Origin of the sequence: Polaromonas sp. AET17H-212, from assembly GCF_002379085.1 — a bacterium.
Taxonomy (GTDB): domain Bacteria; phylum Pseudomonadota; class Gammaproteobacteria; order Burkholderiales; family Burkholderiaceae_C; genus Polaromonas.
Window position 1 is genome coordinate 80,012 of the sequence record NZ_NBZW01000003.1, and the last position, 23,504, is coordinate 103,515.

Annotated in this window: 21 protein-coding genes; 20 read left to right on the top strand and 1 reads right to left on the bottom strand. The window is 61.2% G+C overall.

Features of this window, described 5'->3' with window-relative positions; all coding sequences use genetic code 11:
• Nucleotides 1-21 precede the first annotated feature (21 nt).
• From B7G53_RS04415 to slmA, 20 genes are all read left to right on the top strand, one after another.
• A complete protein-coding gene (locus B7G53_RS04415) occupies nucleotides 22-1,140 on the top strand; it encodes a DegT/DnrJ/EryC1/StrS family aminotransferase (protein WP_096664599.1) in 1,119 nt (372 codons plus the stop codon).
• Entirely contained in the window at nucleotides 1,137-2,255 is a 1,119-nt protein-coding gene (gene wecB / locus B7G53_RS04420; RefSeq protein ID WP_096664602.1) for a non-hydrolyzing UDP-N-acetylglucosamine 2-epimerase, read from the top strand. The genes B7G53_RS04415 and wecB (B7G53_RS04420) overlap by 4 nt, the downstream gene beginning before the upstream one ends.
• 73 nt (nucleotides 2,256-2,328) lie before the next feature.
• A complete protein-coding gene (locus tag B7G53_RS04425) occupies nucleotides 2,329-3,756 on the top strand; it encodes a lipopolysaccharide biosynthesis protein (protein WP_096664119.1) in 1,428 nt (475 codons plus the stop codon).
• Nucleotides 3,757-3,784: 28 nt separating this feature from the next.
• On the top strand, nucleotides 3,785-4,390 hold the full coding sequence (hisH, locus tag B7G53_RS04430; protein ID WP_096664122.1) for an imidazole glycerol phosphate synthase subunit HisH: 606 nt from the start codon (nucleotides 3,785-3,787) through the stop codon (nucleotides 4,388-4,390).
• Nucleotides 4,387-5,151 (top strand): AglZ/HisF2 family acetamidino modification protein, encoded by a 765-nt coding sequence (locus B7G53_RS04435; RefSeq protein ID WP_096664125.1) that lies wholly within the window; start codon nucleotides 4,387-4,389, stop codon nucleotides 5,149-5,151. Before hisH ends, B7G53_RS04435 begins: the two co-directional genes overlap by 4 nt.
• An 81-nt stretch (nucleotides 5,152-5,232) precedes the next feature.
• On the top strand, nucleotides 5,233-6,378 hold the full coding sequence (locus tag B7G53_RS04440; RefSeq protein WP_096664128.1) for an N-acetyl sugar amidotransferase: 1,146 nt from the start codon (nucleotides 5,233-5,235) through the stop codon (nucleotides 6,376-6,378).
• Complete coding sequence (locus B7G53_RS04445) at nucleotides 6,330-7,778, top strand: glycosyltransferase family 39 protein (protein WP_141396291.1); 1,449 nt, start codon at nucleotides 6,330-6,332, stop codon at nucleotides 7,776-7,778. The genes B7G53_RS04440 and B7G53_RS04445 overlap by 49 nt, the downstream gene beginning before the upstream one ends.
• Nucleotides 7,759-8,922, top strand: a complete 1,164-nt coding sequence (locus B7G53_RS04450; RefSeq protein ID WP_141396292.1) for a glycosyltransferase — start codon at nucleotides 7,759-7,761, stop codon at nucleotides 8,920-8,922. The genes B7G53_RS04445 and B7G53_RS04450 overlap by 20 nt, the downstream gene beginning before the upstream one ends.
• A 19-nt stretch (nucleotides 8,923-8,941) precedes the next feature.
• The gene (locus B7G53_RS04455; RefSeq protein ID WP_096664136.1) at nucleotides 8,942-9,481 is read left to right on the top strand and encodes an acyltransferase; all 540 of its coding nucleotides are present in this window, start codon (nucleotides 8,942-8,944) and stop codon (nucleotides 9,479-9,481) included.
• A gap of 43 nt (nucleotides 9,482-9,524) precedes the next feature.
• Nucleotides 9,525-10,760, top strand: coding sequence for a glycosyltransferase family 4 protein (locus B7G53_RS04460; protein WP_255249908.1), 1,236 nt, complete (start codon nucleotides 9,525-9,527; stop codon nucleotides 10,758-10,760).
• Between the two features lie 34 nt (nucleotides 10,761-10,794).
• The gene (locus tag B7G53_RS04465; protein ID WP_096664605.1) at nucleotides 10,795-11,811 is read left to right on the top strand and encodes a polysaccharide biosynthesis protein; all 1,017 of its coding nucleotides are present in this window, start codon (nucleotides 10,795-10,797) and stop codon (nucleotides 11,809-11,811) included.
• A gap of 13 nt (nucleotides 11,812-11,824) precedes the next feature.
• Nucleotides 11,825-12,943: a UDP-2-acetamido-2,6-beta-L-arabino-hexul-4-ose reductase gene (wbjC, locus tag B7G53_RS04470; RefSeq protein ID WP_096664142.1), complete on the top strand. Its 1,119-nt coding sequence runs from the start codon at nucleotides 11,825-11,827 to the stop codon at nucleotides 12,941-12,943.
• Nucleotide 12,944: 1 nt separating this feature from the next.
• Nucleotides 12,945-14,075, top strand: a complete 1,131-nt coding sequence (wecB, locus tag B7G53_RS04475; RefSeq protein ID WP_096664145.1) for a non-hydrolyzing UDP-N-acetylglucosamine 2-epimerase — start codon at nucleotides 12,945-12,947, stop codon at nucleotides 14,073-14,075.
• A gap of 58 nt (nucleotides 14,076-14,133) precedes the next feature.
• Complete coding sequence (locus tag B7G53_RS04480; protein WP_096664148.1) at nucleotides 14,134-14,694, top strand: sugar transferase; 561 nt, start codon at nucleotides 14,134-14,136, stop codon at nucleotides 14,692-14,694.
• A gap of 13 nt (nucleotides 14,695-14,707) precedes the next feature.
• Nucleotides 14,708-16,000 (top strand): O-antigen ligase family protein, encoded by a 1,293-nt coding sequence (locus B7G53_RS04485; protein WP_255249909.1) that lies wholly within the window; start codon nucleotides 14,708-14,710, stop codon nucleotides 15,998-16,000.
• A gap of 84 nt (nucleotides 16,001-16,084) precedes the next feature.
• Nucleotides 16,085-18,004 (top strand): polysaccharide biosynthesis protein, encoded by a 1,920-nt coding sequence (locus B7G53_RS04490; RefSeq protein WP_096664611.1) that lies wholly within the window; start codon nucleotides 16,085-16,087, stop codon nucleotides 18,002-18,004.
• Nucleotides 18,005-18,073: 69 nt separating this feature from the next.
• Nucleotides 18,074-18,985 (top strand): acetylglutamate kinase, encoded by a 912-nt coding sequence (gene argB / locus B7G53_RS04495; RefSeq protein WP_096664151.1) that lies wholly within the window; start codon nucleotides 18,074-18,076, stop codon nucleotides 18,983-18,985.
• Between the two features lie 162 nt (nucleotides 18,986-19,147).
• Nucleotides 19,148-19,846, top strand: coding sequence for a response regulator (locus B7G53_RS04500; RefSeq protein WP_096664153.1), 699 nt, complete (start codon nucleotides 19,148-19,150; stop codon nucleotides 19,844-19,846).
• A gap of 77 nt (nucleotides 19,847-19,923) precedes the next feature.
• On the top strand, nucleotides 19,924-21,345 hold the full coding sequence (locus B7G53_RS04505) for a sensor histidine kinase (protein ID WP_096664613.1): 1,422 nt from the start codon (nucleotides 19,924-19,926) through the stop codon (nucleotides 21,343-21,345).
• Between the two features lie 157 nt (nucleotides 21,346-21,502).
• Nucleotides 21,503-22,138 (top strand): nucleoid occlusion factor SlmA, encoded by a 636-nt coding sequence (gene slmA / locus B7G53_RS04510; protein WP_096664156.1) that lies wholly within the window; start codon nucleotides 21,503-21,505, stop codon nucleotides 22,136-22,138.
• A 287-nt stretch (nucleotides 22,139-22,425) separates the two neighbouring features.
• On the opposite strand, the gene B7G53_RS04515 is transcribed toward slmA, so the two are convergent.
• A complete protein-coding gene (locus B7G53_RS04515; RefSeq protein ID WP_096664159.1) occupies nucleotides 22,426-23,490 on the bottom strand; it encodes a malate/lactate/ureidoglycolate dehydrogenase in 1,065 nt (354 codons plus the stop codon).
• Nucleotides 23,491-23,504 lie beyond the last annotated feature (14 nt).

Consider the following 23,504-nt stretch of genomic DNA (forward strand, 5'->3'; position numbering starts at 1 on the left):
GTGCTTAAAGCTTTGCCAAAAATTGAATTTATTGACCTCAAGGCGCAATACCGTGCACTACAGCCAAGCATAGATGCGCGTATCAAGAAAGTACTGGACCATGGTCAGTACATCATGGGGCCCGAAGTCGCCGAACTGGAAGAAAAGCTTGCCGCCTATACAGGCAGCAGGCACTGTATTACCTGCTCGTCCGGCACCGAAGCCCTGCTGATGTCCATGATGGCGCTGGGCATAGGCCCCGGCGACGAGGTGATCACCACGCCCTTCACCTTTGCGGCCACGGCCGAGATGATCGTGCTGGTCGGCGCGACCCCTGTGTTCGTGGACATCGAGGACGGAACCTGCCTGATGGACGCGGCCATAATCGAGGCCAAAATCACGCCGCGCACCAAGGCCATCATGCCGGTGTCGCTGTACGGCCAGGTCTGTGACATGGACGCGATCAACGCGCTGGCGGCACGCCACGGCAATATCCCCGTGATCGAGGACGCCGCGCAAAGCTTCGGCGCCAGCTACAGCGGCCCGGGCGGCGTTTCCAGAAAAAGCTGCAACCTGTCGACCATAGGCTGCACCAGCTTTTTCCCCAGCAAGCCGCTGGGCTGCTACGGTGACGGCGGCGCCCTGTTCACCAATGACGATGCGCTGGCCAAGGCCTTGCGCGAGATCCGCGTGCACGGTCAGGAGCGCCGCTACTACCATACCCGCGTGGGCGTCGGCGGGCGCATGGACACCCTGCAATGTGCCGTCGTGCTGGCCAAGCTCGAGCGTTTTGACTGGGAAATCGAGCGGCGGCTGGAAGTCGGCGCCCGCTACACGGCGCTGCTGGGCGGGCTGGTCAACGGCGCCAGGCCGGTGACCGTGCTCGCCGATCGCGACAGCGTGTTCGCGCAGTACACGCTGCTGGTTCCCAATCGCGAACAATTCCAGGCCGAACTGGCCAGCCGGAAAGTGCCGACTGCCGTGCACTACCCCATTCCCCTGTACCGGCAGCCGGCCTACCAGGCGCTGTGCCCGGCCCCGTCCTTTCCGGTGTCGGAGGCGCTGTCGGCGCAGGTGGTCAGCTTGCCCATGCATGCGGACCTGGACATTGCCACGCAGGATTTCATTGTGGACGCCTGCTCGCAGGCATGCGCGGCATGAAGATCGTCACCATTGTCGGCGCGCGGCCCCAATTCATCAAAGCCGCCGCCATCTCGCGTGCGCTGCGCGAGCGGCGCCAAGCCGCGGGCGCCGCGGCCACAGTGGAGTGCATTGTCCATACGGGGCAGCACTACGACCGCAACATGTCCGAAGTCTTCTTCGAGGAAATGGACATTCCCAAGCCGGACTACAACCTGGAGATCGCCGGCGGCTCCCACGGTCAGATGACCGGCCGCATGCTGGAAGCTGTGGAAGCGGTTCTGCTGCAGGAGAAGCCCGACTGGTTGCTGATTTACGGCGATACCAATTCGACGCTGGCGGGTGCGCTGGCCGCCGCCAAGCTGCATATACCGGTGGCGCACGTGGAGGCCGGCCTGCGTTCGTTCAACATGCGCATGCCCGAAGAGGTCAACCGCATTCTCGCGGACCGCGTTTCCACGCTGCTGTTTTGCCCCACCTCCACTGCCGTCCGCAACCTTCAGGCGGAAGGCGTGCGCGAGGGCGTGCACGATGTCGGCGACGTGATGTACGACGTGTCGCTGTTCTACCGCGGCCTGGCGCTGGAGCGCAGCACCGTGCTCGATGCGCTGCAGCTCACCGAAGGCCACTACGTGCTGGCCACCTGCCATCGCGCCGAAAACACCGATGACCCCCTGCGCCTGCGCGGCATCGTCGAAGCGCTGGCCGTCATCGCGCGCCAGGTGCCGGTGGTGCTTCCCCTCCATCCGAGGACCCGCAAGCTGCTGGCGGAGCAGGGCCTTATCGGCGCGCTCGGCGCTGTCAAGGTGATCGACCCCGTCTCCTTTCTCGACATGGTGCGCCTGGAGCAGTCGGCCCAGGCCATCGTCACTGATTCCGGCGGCGTGCAGAAAGAAGCCTATTTCTTTGGCGTACCCTGCCTGACAACGCGAGACGAAACTGAATGGGTGGAAACCGTGGAAGCCGGCTGGAACCGTCTGGTCGGCGCCGACGCAGCCACCATCGTCGGTGCCTATGCGGGGCTTCAGAGACCGGCCGCGCGCCCCTTGCTTTACGGCGATGGCCATGCGGCTGATCGCATCCTCGATCTGCTTGAGCAGCAGCTACGACAGGATGTTTCTGCTGTAACGGCATGAAGAGCGCGGCGGTCAGGCGCCGGCAAGCGTCTGTGAGGATGTTGCACTGTATGTCCCGGTCCTCGGCAAGGCCATGCTGAACAACGCGCTCCTGCGGAACATGGTCACTCTGCTGGGGGGGACGGCCGCGGGGCAGATGATTGCCCTGCTGGCAGCACCGTTGCTCACCCGGCTTTACGGGCCTGCCGATTTTGCGGTGGTGGCCGCGTTTGTCGGTGTGTCCACCATCTTGAGCATTTTCGCCACGCTACGCTACGACCTCGCGCTGCTGCTGCCCCAGGATGAGGGCGACGCGGGCAAGCTGTTCCAGCTGTCTCTCCTTATTCTGGTGGGGGCTACAGTCCTCGCCAGCCTGCTGCTCTGGCTGTTCGGGCCGCTGCTGGTGTCTACCATCCCGACCTTTGCCGCCGTGGCACATGTGCTTCCGCTGGTGCCCGTCATGATGCTCGCGATCGCCGGCTCGCAGATTCTTTCCGCCTGGGCCAACCGTCAACGCGCCTACCGCGAGATGGCGAGCACCAGCGTGCTCAACCAGGGCGGCAACGTCCTGATTGCCTCAGTAATCGGCTGGTCCAAGGCGATGGCTGGCGGCCTGCTGGCTGGGCGCCTGATCGGGCAGTTGGTGTCGACCGTCTGGCTGGCGGCGCGCCTGCGTCCCGGCTTGCCGCGCCTGCGTTTTGAGTTTTCCGGGCTGGCGGTGGTAGCTCGGCGCTACCGTCAGTTTCCGTTTTTCAACGTGCCTTACAGCCTGCTGGGCGCGCTGTCCCAGGAGTTCCTGGTCTTTGCGCTTCTCGCGTATCACCATGTCGGCATCGCCGGCCATTTCGCGCTGGTGCGCACAGTGCTGCTGCTTCCCGCGCGCTACCTTTCTTCCTCGCTGGGGTTGGTCTTTTTCCGGGAGGCGGCGCAGCTGTTCGGCACGCCGGCCCTGGAAACTCTTACGCTCAAGTTAATGTACCGCCTGGGCCTGGTTGTTGCGCCGTTCACGGCGTTTTTCATGTTCTGGAGCGAGGAAATCTTTGTCCTGGTATTTGGGGAAAGCTGGCGCATGGCGGGGCAAATTGCCGCTTGGTACGCACCGGTCGGGTTTCTTTTCCTCTTCACGAGTTGGCCCGAGCGTCTTTACGAAGTCTCAGAACGGCAGGCGGTATCCCTGGGGATCGAATTTGGCGGGAATATTACCAAGGTCGCCGCGGTTTTGATCCCGCTCTGGGCGGGGGCAGGCCCCATTGCTGCCATCGTCGGCTATGCGCTTGCCGATGCTGTTTACCACGTGGCTTATCTGCTTGGCCTGTTCCACGTTGGGCGGTTCCGCACCACCCGTCTCGTCTCCTTGGCCGGTACTCTGCTGCTGAGCGCGGGCGCATGCGCTGCGGGCTGCGGCCTCTTGCTGCTGGCTCCTTTGCCTGCGTTGGCGCAGGCCGCGGGAGGGGCGTTTTTGGCCTTGGGAATAGCTGCTTACGGTACAATGCTTATGTACCAGAAACGGTTCGCACCGTAATCCGCCGCGACCCCCAATTAGAGTCTTCATGCTGCTCATCATCGACTACGGCGTCGGCAATCTCGGCTCCATTCTTAACATGTTCAAAAGGGTTGGCGCTTCCGCGTTGATCTCGAGCAGGCCGGAAGATGTCCGGGCCGCGGACAAGCTGGTCCTGCCGGGGATTGGCGCGTTTGACAACGTGATGACCCAGTTTCGCGCGAGCGGGCTCGAACAGGATTTGATTAAGAAAGTGCTTGAGGAGCGCCGGCCTGTGTTGGGGATTTGTGTCGGCATGCAGATGCTTGGCAATGGCAGCGAGGAAGGCCGCGAATCGGGCTTCGGCTGGCTAGACGCGCATTGCGAGCGGATTCCTGATGCGCCTGGGCTAAGGGTTCCTCACATGGGCTGGAATCACGTGACGGCTGTCAAGCCGCATCCCCTGACGGCAACGCTCGCCGATGACGCACGGTTCTACTTTGCGCACTCCTATCGCATGGTCTGCAAGGATCCCGCTGATGCCCTGCTGGTTGCCAACCATGGATCGGAGATCGTGTCCGCCGTTCAGCGCGAGAATGTTTACGGTGTGCAGTTTCACCCGGAAAAAAGCCACCGCTTCGGTATGGAGCTGTTCCGGCAGTTCGCGGCATTATGAGCGGAATCCGGCCCAGAATCATTCCTTGTCTCCTGCTTCGTGGCAACGGTTTGTACAAGACGGTGCGCTTCAAGAACCCGGTGTATGTCGGGGACCCGATCAATACCGTTCGAATATTCAATGAGAAGGAAGTCGACGAAGTCGTGCTTCTGGATTTCGAGGCTTCGCGAAACAACCGACCTCCGGATTTTGAGAAAATTGGAGAGATCGCCAGCGAAGCCTTTATGCCCATGTCCTATGGCGGCGGAGTCACCACTGTGGAGCAGGCCAAGCGCATTCTGGCCCTTGGAGTGGAAAAAATCATCCTGAACAGCGCCGCGGTGGAGACCCCCGGCTTGGTCAGTGAGCTGGCCACCGCGGTGGGAAGCCAGAGCGTGGTGGTGGCGGTGGACGCCAAGAAGAACCTGTTCGGGCGCTACCAGCTGAGCTGGAAGAATACGGAGAAATCCAAAGCAACCCACCCGGTGCAATGGGCTCAAGAGGTCTGCGCCCTGGGGGCTGGTGAAATTTTATTGAATCTCGTGGACCGGGATGGAACCGTCCAGGGATACGACCTGGAGTTGATTCGGGAAATGGCCGCCGCCGTGTCGGTTCCGTTGGTTGCCTGTGGAGGCGCCGCTTCCAATCAGGATCTCGCCGCCGCGCTGAAGGCGGGAGCTTCCGGCGCTGCCGCCGGAAGCATGTTCGTGTTTCATGGCAAGCACCGTGCGGTGTTGATAAGTTATCCGGCACCCGCGGAAATTGACAGCCTGAGGCTATGAACCATTTATGGCCGGCGATGGGACTAGCCGCTTCCATCGGCCAACCGCTAATTAACTATTCTGATTGCACTTGATATCCCTATGACCCGTGAATACAAAATCTGCACGCATTGCGTCATGGATACCAGCGACCCCGGCATTTCTTTCGATGCGTCCGGCGTGTGCAACCATTGCCGTTCTTACGAGGTCGAGGCAAAGCCGATCGTGGACCGTGCCGACAGCGGCCAGGCCGCGCCGGAGCTCGCCAGGGTCGTCGCGAAGATCAAGGCCGCAGGCAAAGGGAACGAATACGATTGTCTGATTGGTCTGAGCGGCGGTGTCGACAGCAGCTATGTGGCGGCCAAAGTCAAGGAGCTGGGCCTGCGCCCATTGGCCGTCCATTTCGACAGCGGCTGGAACTCGGAACTGGCGGTCAACAATATTGAAAACATCGTCAAGCGGCTGGACATCGACCTGTACACCCATGTGTGTGATTGGGACGAGATGCGGGACTTGCAACTGGCCTTCTTCAGGGCGGGCGTAGCCAATTGCGACACGCCGACTGATCATGCGTTCCTCGCGGTGCTGTACCGCGTCGCGGCCCAGCACCGCATCCGCCATATCGTCACTGGCACCAACTTCGCGACGGAGGCCATCCTGCCGCGCGCATGGGGCTACAGTCCGGCCGACTTGACGCATCTACGGGCAATCCAGCGGCGCTTTGGTACGCGTAAGCTCAAGACCTACCCGACGCTGGGCTTCTTTGGGCGCTATTTTTACTATCCGGTGGTGCACGGATTGCGTACCGTGCGCATCCTGAACCTGATGCCCTACAACAAGGCTCAAGTCAAGGAAACCATCAAGCAAGACCTCGGTTGGCGAGACTACGGCGGCAAGCACTACGAGTCGATCTTCACGCGCTTCTTTCAGGCTTACTATCTGCCGCACAAATTTGGTTACGACAAGCGTCGCGCCCACCTCTCGAGCTTGATCGTGTCAGGACAAATGACGCGCGAAGAAGCCCTGCTGGAACTGCAGCAACCGACCTACCCGGCGGACAAGCTCGCGACGGACAAGGAGTTCGTGGCCAAGAAAATCGGCCTTTCTGTGGCGGAGTTCGACCACATCGTCGAGCAACCGCCGCACGACTATTCCGAGTACCCCACGGAGGAGTGGCTCTACAAGCTCAAAGGGGCGGTATGGGGTGCAATCAAGAAGTTGCGCGGGATAACAACGGCCAGAGTCTGAGTGGCCGCAACATCAACATTAAAGTACTTGTGGGCATCATTTTGAATATCACCGGGCGGGCTAAAGATTCTGCAGTCTTTCTGCTCTATTGCGGGCTGTTGGCCGCGCTTTTCTACAGTGTCACGGTGGAAAGCGGGTCCAGGAATACCGACTACCTGCTGACGTACGCGGGTTCCCTACTGGTCAGCTACCTGCTGTTTAGCAGGTTGCTAGGCCTCCGCGGCAGCAGTTCCGGGGCTTCAAAACCTGCGGCTGGCAGTCGGCTCACCAGGATTGCGGACCGCCTGGCCAATGGTCTGCTTGCGGGATGTGTCATATTCATTGTTCTTCATTTTTCGTACCTTGGCCATGTCCCCGTATTGGCGGGAATCGCGAGCAATGATTATTTCGACATTATGCGAATCCGACAAAGCGTGTTTTTCGAGGCGCCGGCCGTATTTCGATACCTGCCAAACATAATTTTGAAAAGCCTGCTCCCGTTTTTGTTGCTCTACTACTGTGTCACTGGTCGCAGGAGGGCTTTTTTAGTTGCGTTGGGAGTTGGGACGTTTTACGGCGTCGCGTTGATGAATAAGATGTTTGTCGTCATTCTTTACGCACCACTGATCTTGTATTTGCTTTTCAGTCGACGTTTCCTTTTTGCCGCGGGGATGGCTCTTATACCGGTTGCGGCCCTGGCTTTGCTGGTATTCGTGCAGAACCCCCAGGTGCGTCCCGAGCTCTGGACGCCGCGCGACAAGGCGACCGCATCGGGGAAGCCACTTATTGTTGAAGCCCCCACCATTGCGGAGGCCATTGCGCCGCGCGACAAGGCGACCGCATCGGGGAAGCCACTTATTGTTGAAGCCCCCACCATTGCGGAGGCCATTGCCGCGAGAAAGAAAACGCAGTCATCCTCATACCCCTTGGTGCAATTCGTCGAGACGATTTATTTGAGAATTTTTGTTGTTCCGGGTCAGGTGGTTGCCGTGTGGTTTTCCAATATTCCGTCACGACTTCCATTTGCGAACGGATGCGGTTACCGATTTGTAGCCGCTATTCGGGGATGTGAATTTCAGTTTTATCCCTCTTTGGTCCACGATATTGAAAATCCGATCCTGGTGAGAGAAGGTGTTCGCGGAACGATGACGGCGGCCAGTTTCATGGAAGACTATGCCAATTTCGGATTTAAGGGACTGGTGCTGAGCGGAGCGCTGTTTGCTTTCCTGTTGGCATTTATTGCCCGGATGTTTTCCGGTGATTGGCGCTGGGCCCTTATTCTGAATTTCATTCCCATTGCCATGATGATTGAACTTCCGTTGTCCACCGTGCTGTTGACCGGAGGATGGGCGGTGACACTCCTGCTCTACCTCATATTCCGTGATCGGCTGAAGACCGCAGGTGAAACGAAAGAAGCGTGAAATGAAGCCTCGTCGTGTAGCGATCGTCACGTCTATCCATCCGGACTTTGATGCGAGGATCTGGAAGCATGCCCGCATTCTTGCCGCCAATGGCGTCGGCGTCGACCTGATTTGCCCGTGGCAGGTGAAAGATCGTGAAGAGATCGACGGTGTGACCTTGCACCCGTTTCCAATGGCGACCTCGCGCGCCAAGCGTCTGTTCCAGGTGCCGTTGCGGGTTCTACCGCGCCTGCGGGCCGTTCTAGCTCAAGTCGATATTGTGCATTTCCACGATATCGACCTACTGCCCTGGATGGCATTTGTGTCGCTGGTCAAGCCCGTGGTGTACGACGTTCACGAGAACTATGCCCACGAGATGCTGGTACGCGAATGGGTGCCCGTCGTGTTGCGCCGCCCTCTCTACCATGCGGTGCACTGGGGGCAGTTCCTGCTGTCCATGGTGGTGCGCAACATTGTTCTGGTGGCTCCTTCCCAGAAGCCGGATTTCTCGAATCCCCGCTTTCGCCAGACGTATATTTACAACTACGCATCCGTCGCATTGCTCGACGGCGTGGCGGACAACCATGACAGCCGCGAGGACGCGGTGGTGTTTATCGGTTCCCAACACATCAACAATGGCAGCTTGTTGCTGCTGGACATCGCCGAGAAGATGGCCGAAAAGGTGCCCGGCGTCAAGCTCTTGGCTACCGACCGGTTTTCCAGCACGGCGTTTCGCAATCACGTCACGTCTGAAATCAAAAAGCGCGGATTGCAGAACACGCTGGAGTTGATCCCCAACGTCAAGCCGCATGAATTGATGGCGGTGCTGAACCGGGCCACGATCGGAATTTCCCCGAACCTGCGCGTGCCGCAGCAGATCATGGGAATCCATACCAAGATATTCGAATACATGGCTGCAGCTTTGCCTGTCGTGGTGAGCGACTTGCCCCACCAAGTGGGGGTGGTGGAAGCCACCGGTGCGGGTATTCTGGCGCAACCCGAAGACATCAACTCCTTCGTCAGCGCGATAGCATCCCTGGTGGCGGACCGCGGCCGCGCGGTGCAACTTGGCCGGAATGGGCAGCAGGGCTTCAAAGACAGCTATTGCTATGAAAGCCAGGCGCAGGCGCTGCTGGCGTTTTACGACCAAATACTGGCCGCCTAGGCCGCGGCATGCACCCACCATGAAGTCCTTGCTGAACACCCTGCGCAATATCCTGCTGTTCCGGATCTTTTATCCGTGGGTCCAGCACGGCCGCAATGTGCACGTCCAGTCCAGCGTGGTGATCTATTCACCGAAGCATATCTGCAGGTTCGGCGACAACGTGGGCATAGGCCACTTCTGCGTCCTCAATACGGATGTGATCCTTGGCAACGACGTGATGCTCGCCGCGCACGTTGGCCTGATCGCCAGGGATGCCCATAGCACCGACATTGCCGGAACCACCATGTTCGAGGGGCCGCGCGGGGATGCGGGCATGGTTGTCGTGGAAGACGACGTGTGGATAGGTTACGGCGCCATCGTGCTGTCCGGGGTGACCATAGGCCGAGGTGCGGTCGTTGCCGCTGGGTCCCTGGTGACCAAGGATGTCCCGCCCTACGCCTTTGTCGTGGGGGCGCCCGCCCGCATCGTGAAACAGCGGTTCTCGCCGGCCCAGATCGCCGAGCATGAGCGACTGCTGGGTTCGCGAATGCCATCAGCCGCCAGGTCCCATGAGTCATAGCCTAGGCGGCGCAGGGGGCGAAACCCTCAGGCCGGGGCTTCGTGTGCTGGTCGTCACGCAATATTTCTGGCCCGAGAATTTCCGCATCAACGACCTCGTCGCCAGCCTGACCGAGCGCGGGCATGAAGTGGTCGTGCTCACCGGCCAGCCCAACTATCCCTCGGGGGACTTTCATCCGGGCTACGGCTGGAGCGGCCCGTCGGCCGAGCGCCATGCGGGCGCCGAAGTGCTTCGTGTTCCCCTGCTTCCCCGGAAAAAGGGCAGCATCCGCCTGGCATTGAACTACCTGTCCTTCGTGGTGACCGGGTGCTGGGGCGTGCTGTTCCGGCTGGGCCGCGGGCGGGCGTTCGACGCCGTCTTCGTGTTCCAGACATCGCCGATCACCGTGGGCATCCCGGCGGCCCTAGCCGCCTGGAAGTACCGGGCGCCGATGCTGTTCTGGGTGCTGGATCTGTGGCCGCAATCGCTGGCCGCCGTGGGCGCTGTGCGCTCGGAATGGGTGCTGCGGCGGGTCGACACCTTGGTCCGCTGGGTGTACCGCCGCTGCCGGCTTGTGCTGGTATCTTCAAAAACCTTTGCTCCCGAGGTGCAACAGCGCGGGGTTGCGGCAGAAAATATCCGCTATTTTCCCAACTGGGGCGAGTCCGGCCTGAATGCGCCTTCACCCGCGGCCGGGCTGCCCAGACTGCCGGATGGCTTTTTGGTGCTTTATGGCGGAAATATAGGGGCAGCCCAGGACTTTCCCGCCATATTGGATGCGGCCGAGCGGCTCAAATCACGGCCCGAGATTAAATGGGTGATCGTGGGCGACGGACGGCTGGCGCAGTGGGCGAAGGAAGAAGTGCAGATACGAGGGCTCGGGGACGCAGTGGTTTTCCTGGGCCAGCATCCCTTGTCGGCCATGCCCGGCTTTTTTGACGCCGCCAGCGCCTTGCTCCTGAGCCTTCGGCCCGACCCTTTGTTTTCCATTACAGTCCCCGGTAAATTGCAGTCTTACCTGGCCGGCGGAAAACCCGTGCTGGCCATGCTGGACGGCGAAGGAGCCCGCATCGTGGATGACTCCGGAGCTGGAATTTCGTGCAGGGCGGGGGATTCGGCCGCACTGGCCGCCGCGGTGGAGCGCATGGCGGACATGCCGGCCGCGGAACTTGAGCAGATGGGCCGCAACGGGAAAGCTTATTTCGACATGAACTTCGCGCGTGACCGCGTACTGGACCACCTGGATGCATGGCTGGCCGAGGTCACCGACAAAACAGCAGCGCCAGCAAGGACAAAGTGAGATGACGCAGAAAAAACAGGAATCCAGAAACCCGGTGTTCGCCGACAGCACCGTGCTGATCACCGGGGGGACGGGGTCGTTCGGGCACGCGGTGCTTGACGTGCTGCGCACCGCCGGCTGCCGCGAGATCCGGATCTTCTCCCGCGACGAGCTCAAACAGGAGCACATGCGCGTGGAAATGAACGACCGCCAGGTCAAGTTCCACATCGGCGACGTGCGCGACTACCAAAGCATACTGAACGCCACGCGCGGGGTCGACTACATTTACCACGCGGCAGCGCTAAAGCAGGTGCCTTCCTGCGAGTTCCACCCGATGGAGGCGGTCAAGACAAACGTTCTGGGCACCGAAAACGTTCTTGAGGCCGCCATCCAGAACAGCGTCAAGCGCGTCGTGTGCCTGAGCACAGACAAGGCCGTGTACCCCATCAACGCCATGGGCATCTCCAAGGCCATGATGGAAAAAGTCATGGTGGCAAAGTCGCGCGGCAGCAACTCGACCATTATTTGCGGGACGCGCTATGGCAACGTCATGGCGTCGCGCGGCTCGGTCATCCCGCTGTTCGTCAAGCAGCTGTCCGAAGGCCTGCCTTTCACCGTCACCGACCCCAACATGACACGCTTCATGATGACCTTGGATGATGCGGTCGATCTGGTCTTGTATGCGTTCGAGCACGGCCGCAGCGGCGACATCTTTGTGCAGAAAGCCCCGGCGGCGACCATCAGGACGCTGGCGCAGGCGCTGCTGGAACTGCTGGGCAAGCCGGACCATCCCGTCAATATCATCGGTACGCGCCATGGTGAAAAACTGTACGAAGCCCTGCTGAGCCGCGAAGAGATGGCCAGCGCCGAAGACCTGGGTGGCTACTACCGGGTGCCGCCCGACCTGCGCGACCTGAACTACGGCAAGTTCGTGGAGCAGGGTGAGCGGAAGATCTCGGAGAGCGAAGACTACAACTCCCACAATACCGAGCGGCTGGAAGTCGACGCCTTGAAGAAGATGCTGCTCAAGCTGGACTTTATCCGCGAACTCCTTGCGCAAAAAAGCGCATGAACCCGGAGCGGCCATGAAGATTTTGATCACAGGCGCGAATGGTTTTGTCGGTAAAAACCTGCTGGCCCATTTTGCCGAGCGTAAAGACGTTGAGGTGCTGCCGTTTACCCGGGAATCGCCGCCTGAAGCGCTGGCCGGTGCCGTTGCGCAGGCTGACTTTGTGTTCCACTTGGCGGGCGTCAACCGTCCCAAGGACGTGGCCGAATTCACCCAGGGTAATGTAGGGTTGACCGGTGCCTTGTGCGACGCATTGCGGGAGGTGGCCAGGACAACGGGGCGCAAGGTACCGGTGCTCTATACCTCTTCCATTCAGGCTGGCCGCGACAACCCCTATGGAGCCAGCAAGCTGGAGGCCGAGCGGCTTTTGCTAGCCTGCCAAGCTAGCACGGGCGCGGCGGTTTATATCTATCGGCTTCCCAATGTGTTTGGCAAATGGTGCAAGCCCAACTACAACTCGGCTGTCGCCACCTTCTGCCACAACATCGCCCGCGGCCTGCCCGTGCAGGTCAACGACCCGGCGGCGCCAGTATCGCTGGTTTATGTGGATGACGTGGTGGATTCATTCATGCAGGCCATGCATGGTGGACTGCCTGCCGGCAGCGAATGCCGGGTGACGCCGCAGTACAGCGCGACCGTGGGCGAACTCGTTACGCAAATCGAGGGCTTCCGCGCGAGCCGGGACAACCTCGTTACCGACCGAGTGGGCACAGGCTTGGTGCGGGCGCTGTATTCCACCTACCTGAGCTACCTGCCTCCCGACAGCTTTGCCTACGGCGTGCCCAAATACGGTGACGCGCGCGGTGTGTTCGTGGAAGTACTGAAGACGCCCGACTGCGGGCAATTCTCCTATTTCACGGCTCATCCCGGTATCACGCGGGGCGGCCATTACCATCACTCCAAAACAGAAAAATTTCTGGTCATCAAAGGCCGTGCCCGTTTCGGTTTCCGCCACATCCTGAGCGGCGAGACTTTTGAAATACTGACCAGCGGCGAGACGCCGACCATCGTTGAAACGGTGCCCGGATGGTCCCACGACATCACCAATGTCGGCGACGACGAAATGCTGGTGATGCTGTGGGCCAATGAAATTTTCGACCGCCAGCGGCCGGATACTTTTTCGCACAAGGTCTGAGATGAAAAAACTCAAAGTCATGACGGTGGTGGGCACGCGGCCCGAGATCATCCGCCTCTCACGGGTGCTGGCCGCGCTGGACGAGCACACGGAGCACGTACTCGTCCATACCGGGCAGAACTACGACTACGAGCTCAACGAGATCTTCTTCAAGGACCTCGAGATCCGCAAGCCTGCGCACTTCCTGAATGCGGCGGGCGCCAACGGCGCCGAGACCATAGGTAAAATCATCATTGCGATAGATGCGGTGCTGGATCAAGTGAAGCCCGACGCCATGCTGGTCCTCGGTGACACCAATAGCTGTCTGTCGGTGATTCCGGCCAAGCGGCGCAAGATCCCGATCTTCCATATGGAAGCCGGTAACCGCTGTTTCGACATGCGGGTGCCAGAAGAGATCAACCGCCGCATCGTTGATCACACCGCCGACATTAACTTGACCTACAGCTCCATCGCGCGGGACTACCTGTTGCGCGAGGGCCTGCCGCCCGAGATGGTGATCAAGACCGGCAGCCCGATGTTCGAGGTGTTGTCGCATTACCGCGCCGGAATCGACGGCTCCGACGTGCTGTCCCGGCTGGCGCTGGAGCCGGGGAAGTATTTCCTCGTGAGCGCGCACCGCGAGGAAAACATAGACCTCGAGGCCAACTTCAGCCGCCTGGTCGAGGTGCTCAACGCGGTGGCGACGGCCTACGGGCTTCCCGTCATCGTCTCCACCCATCCGCGTACGCAAAAGCGCATAGACGCGGCCGGCGCCACCTTCCATCCGGGCGTGCGCCTGCTGAAGCCGCTGGGCTTCAAGGACTACGTCAAGCTGCAGTCCGAGGCCAAGGCCGTGCTCTCCGACAGCGGCACCATCACGGAGGAGTCCTCCATTCTGAATTTCCCGGCGCTCAACATCCGCGAGGCCCATGAGCGGCCCGAAGGCATGGAAGAGGCCTCGGTCATGATGGTCGGCCTGAGCGTCGAGCGCGTGCTGCAGGCGCTGGCCGTGCTCGAAAGCCAGCCGCGCGGCGCCGAGCGCCTGCTGCGGCCCGTCGCCGACTACAGCATGCCCAATGTGTCCGACAAGGTTGTGCGGATCATGCACAGCTACACGGACTATGTGCGCCGCACGGTGTGGAAGCATTATTGAGTCAGTCTGACGAGACCCTGCCATCAATGCTTTTTTAACCTCGCAGAAACCTGTTCGCGTGAAACGATTAATTGATCTAGCATTGGCGCTATGCGCGGCATTGGTACTGGCGCTCCCCATTGCTCTGCTTGCCGCATTGGTGCGACTGACCTCTCCGGGGCCGGTGCTGTATTGGTCCGACCGTGTGGGGCGTCACAATACGATTTTCAGAATGCCAAAGTTTCGCAGTATGCGTTTGGGCACTCCCGCGGTTGCGACCCATTTGTTAAGCGATCCTCATAGTCATCTCACACCCATAGGCAGTTTCTTGCGCAAAAGCAGCCTTGATGAACTACCACAATTATGGAGCATTCTTAAAGGGGACATGAGCTTTGTAGGTCCGCGGCCAGCCCTTTTCAATCAGGATGATTTGATTGAATTGCGTACCCGCTATGGAGTTCACCGACTTCTTCCGGGCCTCACGGGTTGGGCGCAGGTTAATGGTCGGGATGAGTTGCCGATACCAGACAAGGTGATGCTTGATGTCGAGTATTTACAGCGCCAGTCGCTTTGGTTTGACTTGCGTATTCTGTGGCTCACTTTTGTGAAAGTGCTGCGTCGTGACGGTGTCTCGCATTGAAGGCAAACCGTTGATGTGGAAAAAACCTGAAATGCGCCTGGCGCTGGTGTGTCTGGTTGCCGCGTCGGTGGGGCTGTCTATGGCCATCATCAGCATCAGCAAGGTCTTGCTGGTCGTCACTTTTCTGGTCGTGCTGTTGCGGGGCAACCGGGCTGCTTCCAGCGGTGCAGCCTTGCAGCACATGTGGACCCCGCTGCTGGCGACCGTCGTCGTGCTGGTTTTTACAGTCAGTCTTCTGTGGACTTCCGCCCCCTTGGACAGTGCGCTGGGTGCGGTCGGCAAGTACGGTAAGTTTCTGCTAATTCCTGCGCTTTTAGTATTGATTCAGACCCGCCGTGAGGCCGTGTATGCACTGATCTTCTTTTTGGGGGCGCAAGTTTTTTTGCTGCTTGGTTCCTGGGCGCTGTATTTCCATGTGCCGGTTCCATGGGCCACATCAAACATGGCCACAACGTCTTACGCTGTTTTTTCCAGCTATCTGGACCAGAGCATCATGAGCGCGGTGGTAGCGGCCATTTTCTGGCATCTGAGAACCTTTGCACGGAATCGTTTTTTGTTTTATGCAGCCACCGCGGTATCGGTACTGGCCTTGGGGTGCGTGTTTGTTGTTTTTACCGGGCGCACCGGGCATCTCGTAGGGATGGCGGTGTTGTCGCTGGCCATTTTTTTTGCTTTTCCCAAAAGGTATCGATTCGCTTCCCTGTTGGTGCCGCCGTTGGTGCTGGTGGTGGTATTTCTCAGCTTTGACAAGGTGGCACAAAGACTTTCTGCTGTCAAGTCGGAGGTGTCAGCGTATTCTGCCGAGACTGGACAGGGGAGCTCATCGGGCACCAGATTAAAGTTCTGGACAACTTCTGTGGGAGCGATTTCCCAGAAACCCCTGATGGGTTCCGGTGTCGGGAGCTGGGTGACGGAGTACAACAGAATCGAGCAGCTGAAAAACCCCCTTCACCCAAGCTTGGGTGCTCAATCACACGGCAACCCTCACCAGGAGTTTCTTTTGTGGGGTGTGCAGCTGGGGGTAGGTGGGATCTTGCTCTTGTTCGCATTCGGGGGGGCGGTATTGCTTGACTTGCGTAAGATGGGGTCCCCCATTGCCCGTGCAGGTCAGTCGGTATTGCTGGCTCTCACCGTTTCTTGCCTGTTCAATTCATCCCTTTACGATGCCTACATTGGTGATTTTTTCTGTGTATCGCTAGGTGTTCTGTTGGCGTATGGCTTTCATAGTCGTGAGATATCACGGGGTAGCGTAGCGGCGGGGGTTGTGCAGCACCTTAAAAATGAAGATCGGTTGATAAAAACATGAAATCAGGGAAACGAACCTGGGTTTTGGCTCAGGTTGGGGTACGTCGAAAGCGCCTTTTTCTCCAGCCTTTGCCGGACAATGTTCATGCGTAGCCAAGTTCTCAGTTGGTCGCGCGTAACCAAATGGTTGCTGGTCATGCTGCTGGATGTCGTCATGGCCGTGATTGCCATGTGGATGGCGTTTTCGCTGAGGCTGGACACGCTGCACTGGCCCTCCGACATGCAGTGGGTGGCATATGCGTTGGCGCCTGTGCTTGCTGTCCCGGTGTTCATCAAATTCGGACTTTACCGAGCCATCTTCCGATACACCGGCCTCGCGGCTTTGGTGGCGACTGCACAGGCGGTAGCGGTATACGGAATATTGCTCTTTACCTTGTTGCTATGGCAACAGTGGCCAGGCATACCGCGCACCATTGGCGTGTTGCAGCCCGTGATTTTTCTGGTGCTGGTGGGCACCAGCCGCGCGCTGGCCCGGTTCTGGTTGTCGGATCCCGGCCGCATGGCCCGTCATGTGGAAGGGCGGCTGCTGATTTATGGTGCAGGCAATGCCGGCGTGCAGACGGCCACTGCGATTGGCATTACAGGCCAGTACAAGCTGGTGGGTTTTATTGATGATGATGCCTCGAAGATGCGGCGCAGCATCAATGGTGTTCCGGTCTTTGGCCTTATCGATGTACCGCAGGTTGTGGCCCGGCATCAGGTGACTGATATCTTGCTGGCATTGCCCCGTGCATCGAGGGAACGCCGTAATAGCATTATCGAAAGCTTGCGGGGGTTGCCTGTTCATATTCGTACCTTGCCAGCCTGGGCCGACTTGGCCAGTGGTCGGGTGACGGTAAGGGATTTTCGTGAGCTGGATGTGGAAGATCTTTTGGGGCGCACCCCCATTCCGCCTGACGGGCAGTTACTCGCGCGGGATATCACTGGCAAGGTCGTGTTGGTAACCGGTGCGGGCGGTAGCATCGGCAGCGAGTTGTGTCGCCAGATTCTTCTACAAGGACCACGCCAATTGCTGCTGGTGGACCACAGCGAGTACGGACTCTATGCGATCCACCAGGAGCTTCAGGCACTGTGTTCCGCCGGGGAGTCCGGGGCTGAACTGCCGGTTGAGCTTGTGCCTTTGCTCGGAAGCGTGGTCAGCTACGACCGGATGTCGGCCTTGTGCAAGCTTTACCAGCCAGCCATTGTTTACCATGCAGCTGCTTACAAACATGTGCCCATGGTGGAGGGCAATGCCGGTGAAGGCATCGCAAATAACGTGTTCGGCACGCTCAACATGGCTCGCGCTGCATTGGAGAACTCGGTCGCGCGTTTCGTGCTGATCTCAACCGATAAAGCCGTGCGCCCCACGAATGTAATGGGCGCCAGCAAACGCATGGCCGAGCTGGTGTTGCAGGCGCTGGCAGACGAAAGAGCGCCAGTGTTCCTCGACTCCGGGCCCGTTTCAGGCGGCGCTCATGCCAACAGGACCTGCTTCACCATGGTTCGATTTGGCAATGTGCTTGGCTCAAGCGGCAGCGTTGTTCCGCTGTTTCGCCGGCAACTGGCCGATGGCGGTCCGCTGACGGTCACCCATGCCGAGGTCACCCGGTATTTCATGACCATTCCTGAAGCGGCGCAGTTGGTGCTCCAGGCCGGCGCCATGGCTGTGGGGGGTGATGTCTTTGTGCTTGACATGGGCGAACCCGTAAAAATAATGGATCTGGCGCGTCGCATGGTTGAACTGTCAGGTTTGACTGTGCGGGAAGAAGGTGCGGATACCGGTGATATCGAGATCAAGGTCACAGGATTGCGGCCCGGAGAAAAGCTTTACGAGGAGCTGCTGATCGGCGACAACCCTGAATCCACGGCGCACCCCCGCATCATGAAAGCCCATGAGCCCTTCCTGCCGTGGTCAGAGCTGGCCCCTGAATTGCGCGCGTTCCGGCTCGCCGCCCAAGCCAGCGATGTCGAAGCCATCAAGGCCACGCTCAAGCGCCATGTGCAGGGATATACGCCGAGTTAATGGGGTGTGGGTGCTCCGGCAAGCATGCGGCACAATTCACCATTATTTCCCCACCCAAGGCCAGCCGCAATGACGACCACCTCTTCCCCCGACCCCGACCTCTCCCACGTAGGCCCGCGCGACAAGGCCGAAATCCTGGCGCAAGCGCTGCCTTACATCCGCAAGTTCCACGGCAAGACGCTGGTCATCAAGTACGGCGGCAATGCGATGACCGACCCGGCGCTGCAGGCGGATTTTGCCGAGGACGTGGTGCTGCTCAAGCTGGTGGGCATGAACCCGGTGGTGGTGCATGGTGGCGGGCCGCAGATTGAGACCGCGCTCAATCGCCTGGGTAAAAAGGGCGAATTTGTGCAGGGCATGCGGGTCACCGACGAAGAGACCATGGAAGTGGTCGAGTGGGTGCTGGCGGGCCAGGTGCAGCAGGACATTGTGGGCCTGATCAACCAGGCCGGCGGCAAGGCGGTGGGCCTGACCGGGCGCGATGGCGGCCTGATCCGGGCGCAGAAACTCAAGATGGTCGACAAGGACGACCCGGCCAAACAGCATGACATCGGCTTTGTCGGCGACATTCTCAGCATCGACCCCAGCGTCGTCAAGGCGCTGCAGGACGACGCCTTCATTCCGGTCATCAGCCCGATCGGCTTTGGCGAGCACAATGAAAGCTACAACATCAATGCCGATGTGGTGGCGGGCAAGCTGGCCATTGTGCTGAAGGCCGAAAAGCTGGTGTTGCTGACAAACACTCCCGGCGTGCTGAACAAGGCCGGCGAACTGCTGACCGACCTCAGCGCCCGCGAAATCGACGAGCTGTTCGCCGACGGCACCATCTCCGGCGGCATGCTGCCCAAGATCGAGGGTGCGCTGGACGCGGCCAAAAGCGGCGTGAACTCGGTCCACATCATCGACGGCCGGGTGCCGCACGCCATGCTGCTGGAGATCCTGACCGATCAGGCGTACGGCACCATGATCCGGTCGCATTAAAACGCGCCCATGAAGCTACTGCGCGTCTGCCATGCGTTGTTGCGCGGTGCTCGCCATCCTCATGTGCGTCAAACACATTCCGGTTGCTGCGCTCCGGGCGCCTAGCCTGACAGCCGCTCGCTACGCTTCCTGGACGCGTTTTTTAACTTTGATCGATGCTTTATGAGATTGCTCCTCGTTGAAGACGACGTGATGCTGGCCAGCGGCATCAAGCTGGGGCTGTCCGATGCCGGTTACGCGGTGGACTGGGTTGGCAGCGCCGAGCGTGCCGAAGAGGTGTTGCAGGGCGAGAGTTTTGACGCCGCCATCATCGACCTCGGCCTGCCCAACATTGACGGACTCGAGCTCACACGCCGGCTGCGTGGCCGGGGGCTGGCCATGCCGGTGCTGATCCTCACGGCGCGCGACGCCCTGGAGGACCGGGTGCGGGGCCTGGACCTGGGGGCGGACGACTACATGGTGAAGCCGTTTGAGCTGCCCGAATTGCTGGCGCGCCTGCGTGCGCTGCTGCGCCGGTCGCAGGCCGCCACCAGCGCCATTTTGAGTTTTGGTTCGTTGGAGCTTGATTCGGCGAACCGCCAGGCGCGCGCCAACGGCCAGCTGATTGAGCTGGGACCGCGCGAGTGGACGGTGATGGAGTATTTGCTCATCCATGCGCCCAAACCGGCCAGCAAGGAAAAACTGCTCGCCGCGCTGACCGGCTGGGACAAGGAAATCACCCCCAACGCGATCGAGGTCTACGTTTCGCGCCTGCGTGGCAAGCTGGAGCCATATGGCATCGCACTGCGGTCCATTCGCGGCTTTGGTTACCGGCTGGAGCTGGTGGGCGGGGAATCGCTGGACGCGCCGGCCCTGCCTTGATGGGTGAGACCACCGGCGCAGACCCGGCCACGGCGGCTGCCGCGGAAAGCGCGGCCGCCTTGCGCGTGCCTGCGGCCATGAAGTCCGGGCTGCAGCGCCGACTGCTGCTGCTGCTGCTGGCACCGCTCAGCCTGTTTGCCCTGGTCAGCATTTATTTCGACTACGAAGCGGCAGGCAATGCCGCCCTGCAGCAGGACCAGCAACTGCGGCGCCTGGCGCCCCTGCTGGCCGACTCGGTGCTCGCGCCCGGCCGCGCGGCCGACGACAGCCCGGTGATGTTGCTGGCGCCGCCGGTCGAGGAGTTCATCAAGGCGCGCACCGGGTTTGCCGGTTACCGGGTGTCGGATGTCGACGGCCGTTTTCTGGCCGGTGAGGCCTGGATCAGCATGGTGGTGCCCACCACCCGCGAGCCCGAGTTTCACAGCATGGAGGAAAACGGCGTCACTTACCGGGTGGTGGTGCAACGCGTCAGAACCGCGGCGGGCGAGCTGATCCTGCAGCTGGCCGATGGCTCGGATGCCCGCCAGCAGTGGGTGCGCTCCGTGTTTTTCAAGGTGTTGCTGCCCAACCTGATTCTGGTGCTGGCCGCCGCGCTGGCCGTCAACTGGGCCGTCACCCGCGCCCTGCGGCCGCTGCTGGCGCTCAAGGAAGCGGTCGAGCGCCGGTCCCCGCGCGACCTCAGTGCCATTGACCCGCAGAGCACACCGAGCGAGGTGCGGCCGCTGGTGGCTTCACTGAATGGTCTGTTTGCGCTGGTCAACGACCAGGCCGAGGGCCAGCGCCGCTTTGTGGCCGATGCCGCGCATCAGCTGCGCACCCCGCTGGCGGGGCTGCAGGCCCAGGTGGAAGCCTGGGCGCAGGCGGCCATGGCACCCGCGGCAGGCCGGCAGCTGACCCTGTCGGCCGACAAGATCATGGCACTGCGCGGCGCCACCCGGCGCGCCTCCCAACTGGCCAACCAGCTGCTGGCCCTGTCGCGGGCCGATGCCTCCCACATGGCGGGCCAGCCGGTGCATCGGGTGGACCTCAAGGACTTGTGCGAGTCGGTGCTGGCCCTGCACCTGGATGCGGCCGCGGCCAAAGGCATCGATCTGGGGCTGGAGGTGCGTTTCGCCCAGGTCTCTGGCCACGAGTGGCTGCTGCGCGAACTGCTGGGCAACCTGGTGGACAACGCCGTCAAATACACGGCGCCGGGCGGCACGGTCACGATACGTTGCGGCCGGCTGGAGTGCCCGGCGCAGGATGCTGCGGGCGAGGCCCAGGTTTTTCTCGAGGTGGAAGACGATGGCCCGGGCATCCCCGCCGCGGAGCGCACCCGGGTGCTGGAGCGGTTTTACCGGGTGCCGGGCACCGGCGGGGAGGGCAACGGCCTGGGGCTGGCGATCGCCGACGAGATCGCGCGCGCCCACCGGGCGCAGCTGACGTTGGAGGCCGCCGGCAGCCGGGACGGTGTCGCTTGCGGCTTGCGGGTGCGGCTGGTGATGCGCTCCCCAGCCTGAGCGGCTGTGCGCGCCCGAAAAACCACGCCGCGGCAGGGTCGGGTCCGCGGGTTTGCCCCTGACCGGCGTCGCCCGAAAGCCCCCTCTGGCTGTGCGAGAATCCAAAGCGTCGGCCCAGTTTTTGAAACATCTCTTACAACAACGTACTGCATGCCCTATGTCCGAGTTTGAGTCTGATGTGAGTCCCGAGCTCTCCACACCGGCTGCGCCGCGCAAGCGCCCCAAGCCGGGCGAGCGCCGCGTGCAGATCCTGCAGGCGCTGGCGACCATGCTGGAGCAGCCCGGTGCGGAACGCATCACCACCTCGGCCCTGGCGGCCCGGCTTGAGGTCAGCGAAGCGGCGCTGTACCGCCACTTTGCCAGCAAGGCCCAGATGTTTGAGGGCCTGATCGAGTTCATCGAGCAGACCGTGTTCACGCTGGTCAACCAGATCGCCGAACGCGAGACCGACCCGGCGCAGCGCACCCGCAAGCTGGTCATCATGCTGCTGCAGTTTGCCGAGAAAAATCCGGGCATGACGCGCGTGATGGCCGGCGACGCCTTGGTGTTCGAAAACGAGCGCCTGCAGGAGCGCATGAACCAGTTTTTCGACAAGCTCGAGTCCAGCCTCAAGCAAAACCTGCGCGATGCGGCCGGGGCCGACGGCGCCGCCACACCGACCGTCCAGGCGCAGGTGCAGGCCTCGGTCATTGTGGCTTTCATGATGGGCCGCCTGCAGCGCTTCTCACGCTCGGGTTTCAAGCGCCTGCCGACCGAGCACCTCGACGCCAGCCTGGCCGTGGTGCTGGGTTAGGCGCTACTCTCAAAAAGAGAGCATCTCGCGCCCGACCCGTCAGGGCCGGGGGCCGGTTTTGTTCAAAACGTCGGGATGCCGGCCCTGCGCTCGGGCATCGCCCAGTTCCGCCTGCCGCTGCGTCAGCGCCGCCAGGCCCCCGAACTGGGAGTCCCGCAGGACGGACGGGGTCAGCAGGCTTGTCCTGTCAGAGGCGCGCGGCGTTGACGATCATCGAGGCCGCCAGCCATTGACTGGCAAGCGCACATCGCTATCAATTAAGTAGCTGTTGGTGGGCCCGGCACCACTCAGCCGGGCACATTCACGCCGACCTTGCGGCCCGCGGCCACGATTTCCTGCCAGGTCTGGGCATCGACTGCGATACCTTCGGCCTGCCGCTTTGCACGGTAGGCCCGTTCCGGGTCCCCGGCAATCTGCACCGCGTCAAACCCCGGCGCCACCGGGCCGGCCCGGAGCCAGTCGACAAAAGCCAGCGCTTCCTGCTCAAACGTGGTCTGGGTTCCGAGCCTGGCCGGGTCGATCAGGATGGTCAACATGCCGTTGATCACCGCACGCACGGCCGGGTCGGTCGGTTTGTGCCAGGTGCCGCTGCCGGTCAGGGCGCCGCCCAGCAGTTCGCAGGCCACGGCCATGCCATACCCCTTGTGTTCACCAAAGGCCAGCAGCGCACCGAACAGGCCATTGCTCTGCGGCACCACGACCACGCCGGGGTCGGTGGTGGGCCGGCCAAGTTCGTCGATCAGCGTGCCGGGCTCAACGCGCCGGCCTTCGTTGTGGGCCACGCGCATCTTGCCCTGCGCGACGCGGCTGGTGGCGAAGTCCAGGACGAAAGGTGCACGTCCCGCCAGCGGAATGCCGATGCAGCAGGGGTTGGTGCCGTAGCGGCCATCAGCACCGCCGAAAGGCGCGACCACGGGGCGCGACAACACATTGACGAAGTGCAGCGACACCAGCCCCTGGGCCACGGCCATCTCGGCGAAGTGGCCGATGCGCCCCAGGTGGTGCGCGTTGGCCAGCGTCATGATGCAGCTGCCGTGGGTTTTGGCGCGTTCCATGCCCAGCGCCATCGCCTGCTGGCCGACAATCTGGCCGTAGCCGCGCTGGCCGTCCAGCGTGAGCAGCGAACCGGTGTCGAGCAGCACTTTCACGCCGGTGTTGGGGTGGAGACCGCCCTCGAGCACCGCGTCCACATAACGCGGCAGCATGCCCACGCCATGCGAGTCGTGGCCGCTCAGGTTGGCCAGCACCAGGTTGGCCGCCACGGCAGCGGCTTCTTCGGCAGCGCTGCCGGCTGCTATTAAAACAGTAGCTACCTGCGCTTGCAGGGATTGGGCCGGGAGTGTTTTTTGCATGATGTTCCAGCTTT

Bases quoted from the DNA above. Each gene is read 5' to 3' on its own strand.
- argB (WP_096664151.1), top strand. From the start codon at position 18,074: ATGACGACCACCTCTTCCCCCGACCCCGACCTCTCCCACGTAGGCCCG.
- B7G53_RS04455 (WP_096664136.1), top strand. From the start codon at position 8,942: ATGAAGTCCTTGCTGAACACCCTGCGCAATATCCTGCTGTTCCGGATC.
- B7G53_RS04490 (WP_096664611.1), top strand. From the start codon at position 16,085: ATGCGTAGCCAAGTTCTCAGTTGGTCGCGCGTAACCAAATGGTTGCTG.
- B7G53_RS04440 (WP_096664128.1), top strand. From the start codon at position 5,233: ATGACCCGTGAATACAAAATCTGCACGCATTGCGTCATGGATACCAGC.
- wecB (WP_096664145.1), top strand. From the start codon at position 12,945: ATGAAAAAACTCAAAGTCATGACGGTGGTGGGCACGCGGCCCGAGATC.
- B7G53_RS04500 (WP_096664153.1), top strand. From the start codon at position 19,148: ATGAGATTGCTCCTCGTTGAAGACGACGTGATGCTGGCCAGCGGCATC.
- wecB (WP_096664602.1), top strand. From the start codon at position 1,137: ATGAAGATCGTCACCATTGTCGGCGCGCGGCCCCAATTCATCAAAGCC.
- B7G53_RS04445 (WP_141396291.1), top strand. From the start codon at position 6,330: ATGGGGTGCAATCAAGAAGTTGCGCGGGATAACAACGGCCAGAGTCTG.
- wbjC (WP_096664142.1), top strand. From the start codon at position 11,825: ATGAAGATTTTGATCACAGGCGCGAATGGTTTTGTCGGTAAAAACCTG.
- B7G53_RS04515 (WP_096664159.1), bottom strand. From the start codon at position 23,490: ATGCAAAAAACACTCCCGGCCCAATCCCTGCAAGCGCAGGTAGCTACT.
- hisH (WP_096664122.1), top strand. From the start codon at position 3,785: ATGCTGCTCATCATCGACTACGGCGTCGGCAATCTCGGCTCCATTCTT.
- B7G53_RS04435 (WP_096664125.1), top strand. From the start codon at position 4,387: ATGAGCGGAATCCGGCCCAGAATCATTCCTTGTCTCCTGCTTCGTGGC.
- B7G53_RS04485 (WP_255249909.1), top strand. From the start codon at position 14,708: ATGTGGAAAAAACCTGAAATGCGCCTGGCGCTGGTGTGTCTGGTTGCC.
- slmA (WP_096664156.1), top strand. From the start codon at position 21,503: ATGTCCGAGTTTGAGTCTGATGTGAGTCCCGAGCTCTCCACACCGGCT.
- B7G53_RS04505 (WP_096664613.1), top strand. From the start codon at position 19,924: ATGAAGTCCGGGCTGCAGCGCCGACTGCTGCTGCTGCTGCTGGCACCG.
- B7G53_RS04425 (WP_096664119.1), top strand. From the start codon at position 2,329: ATGCTGAACAACGCGCTCCTGCGGAACATGGTCACTCTGCTGGGGGGG.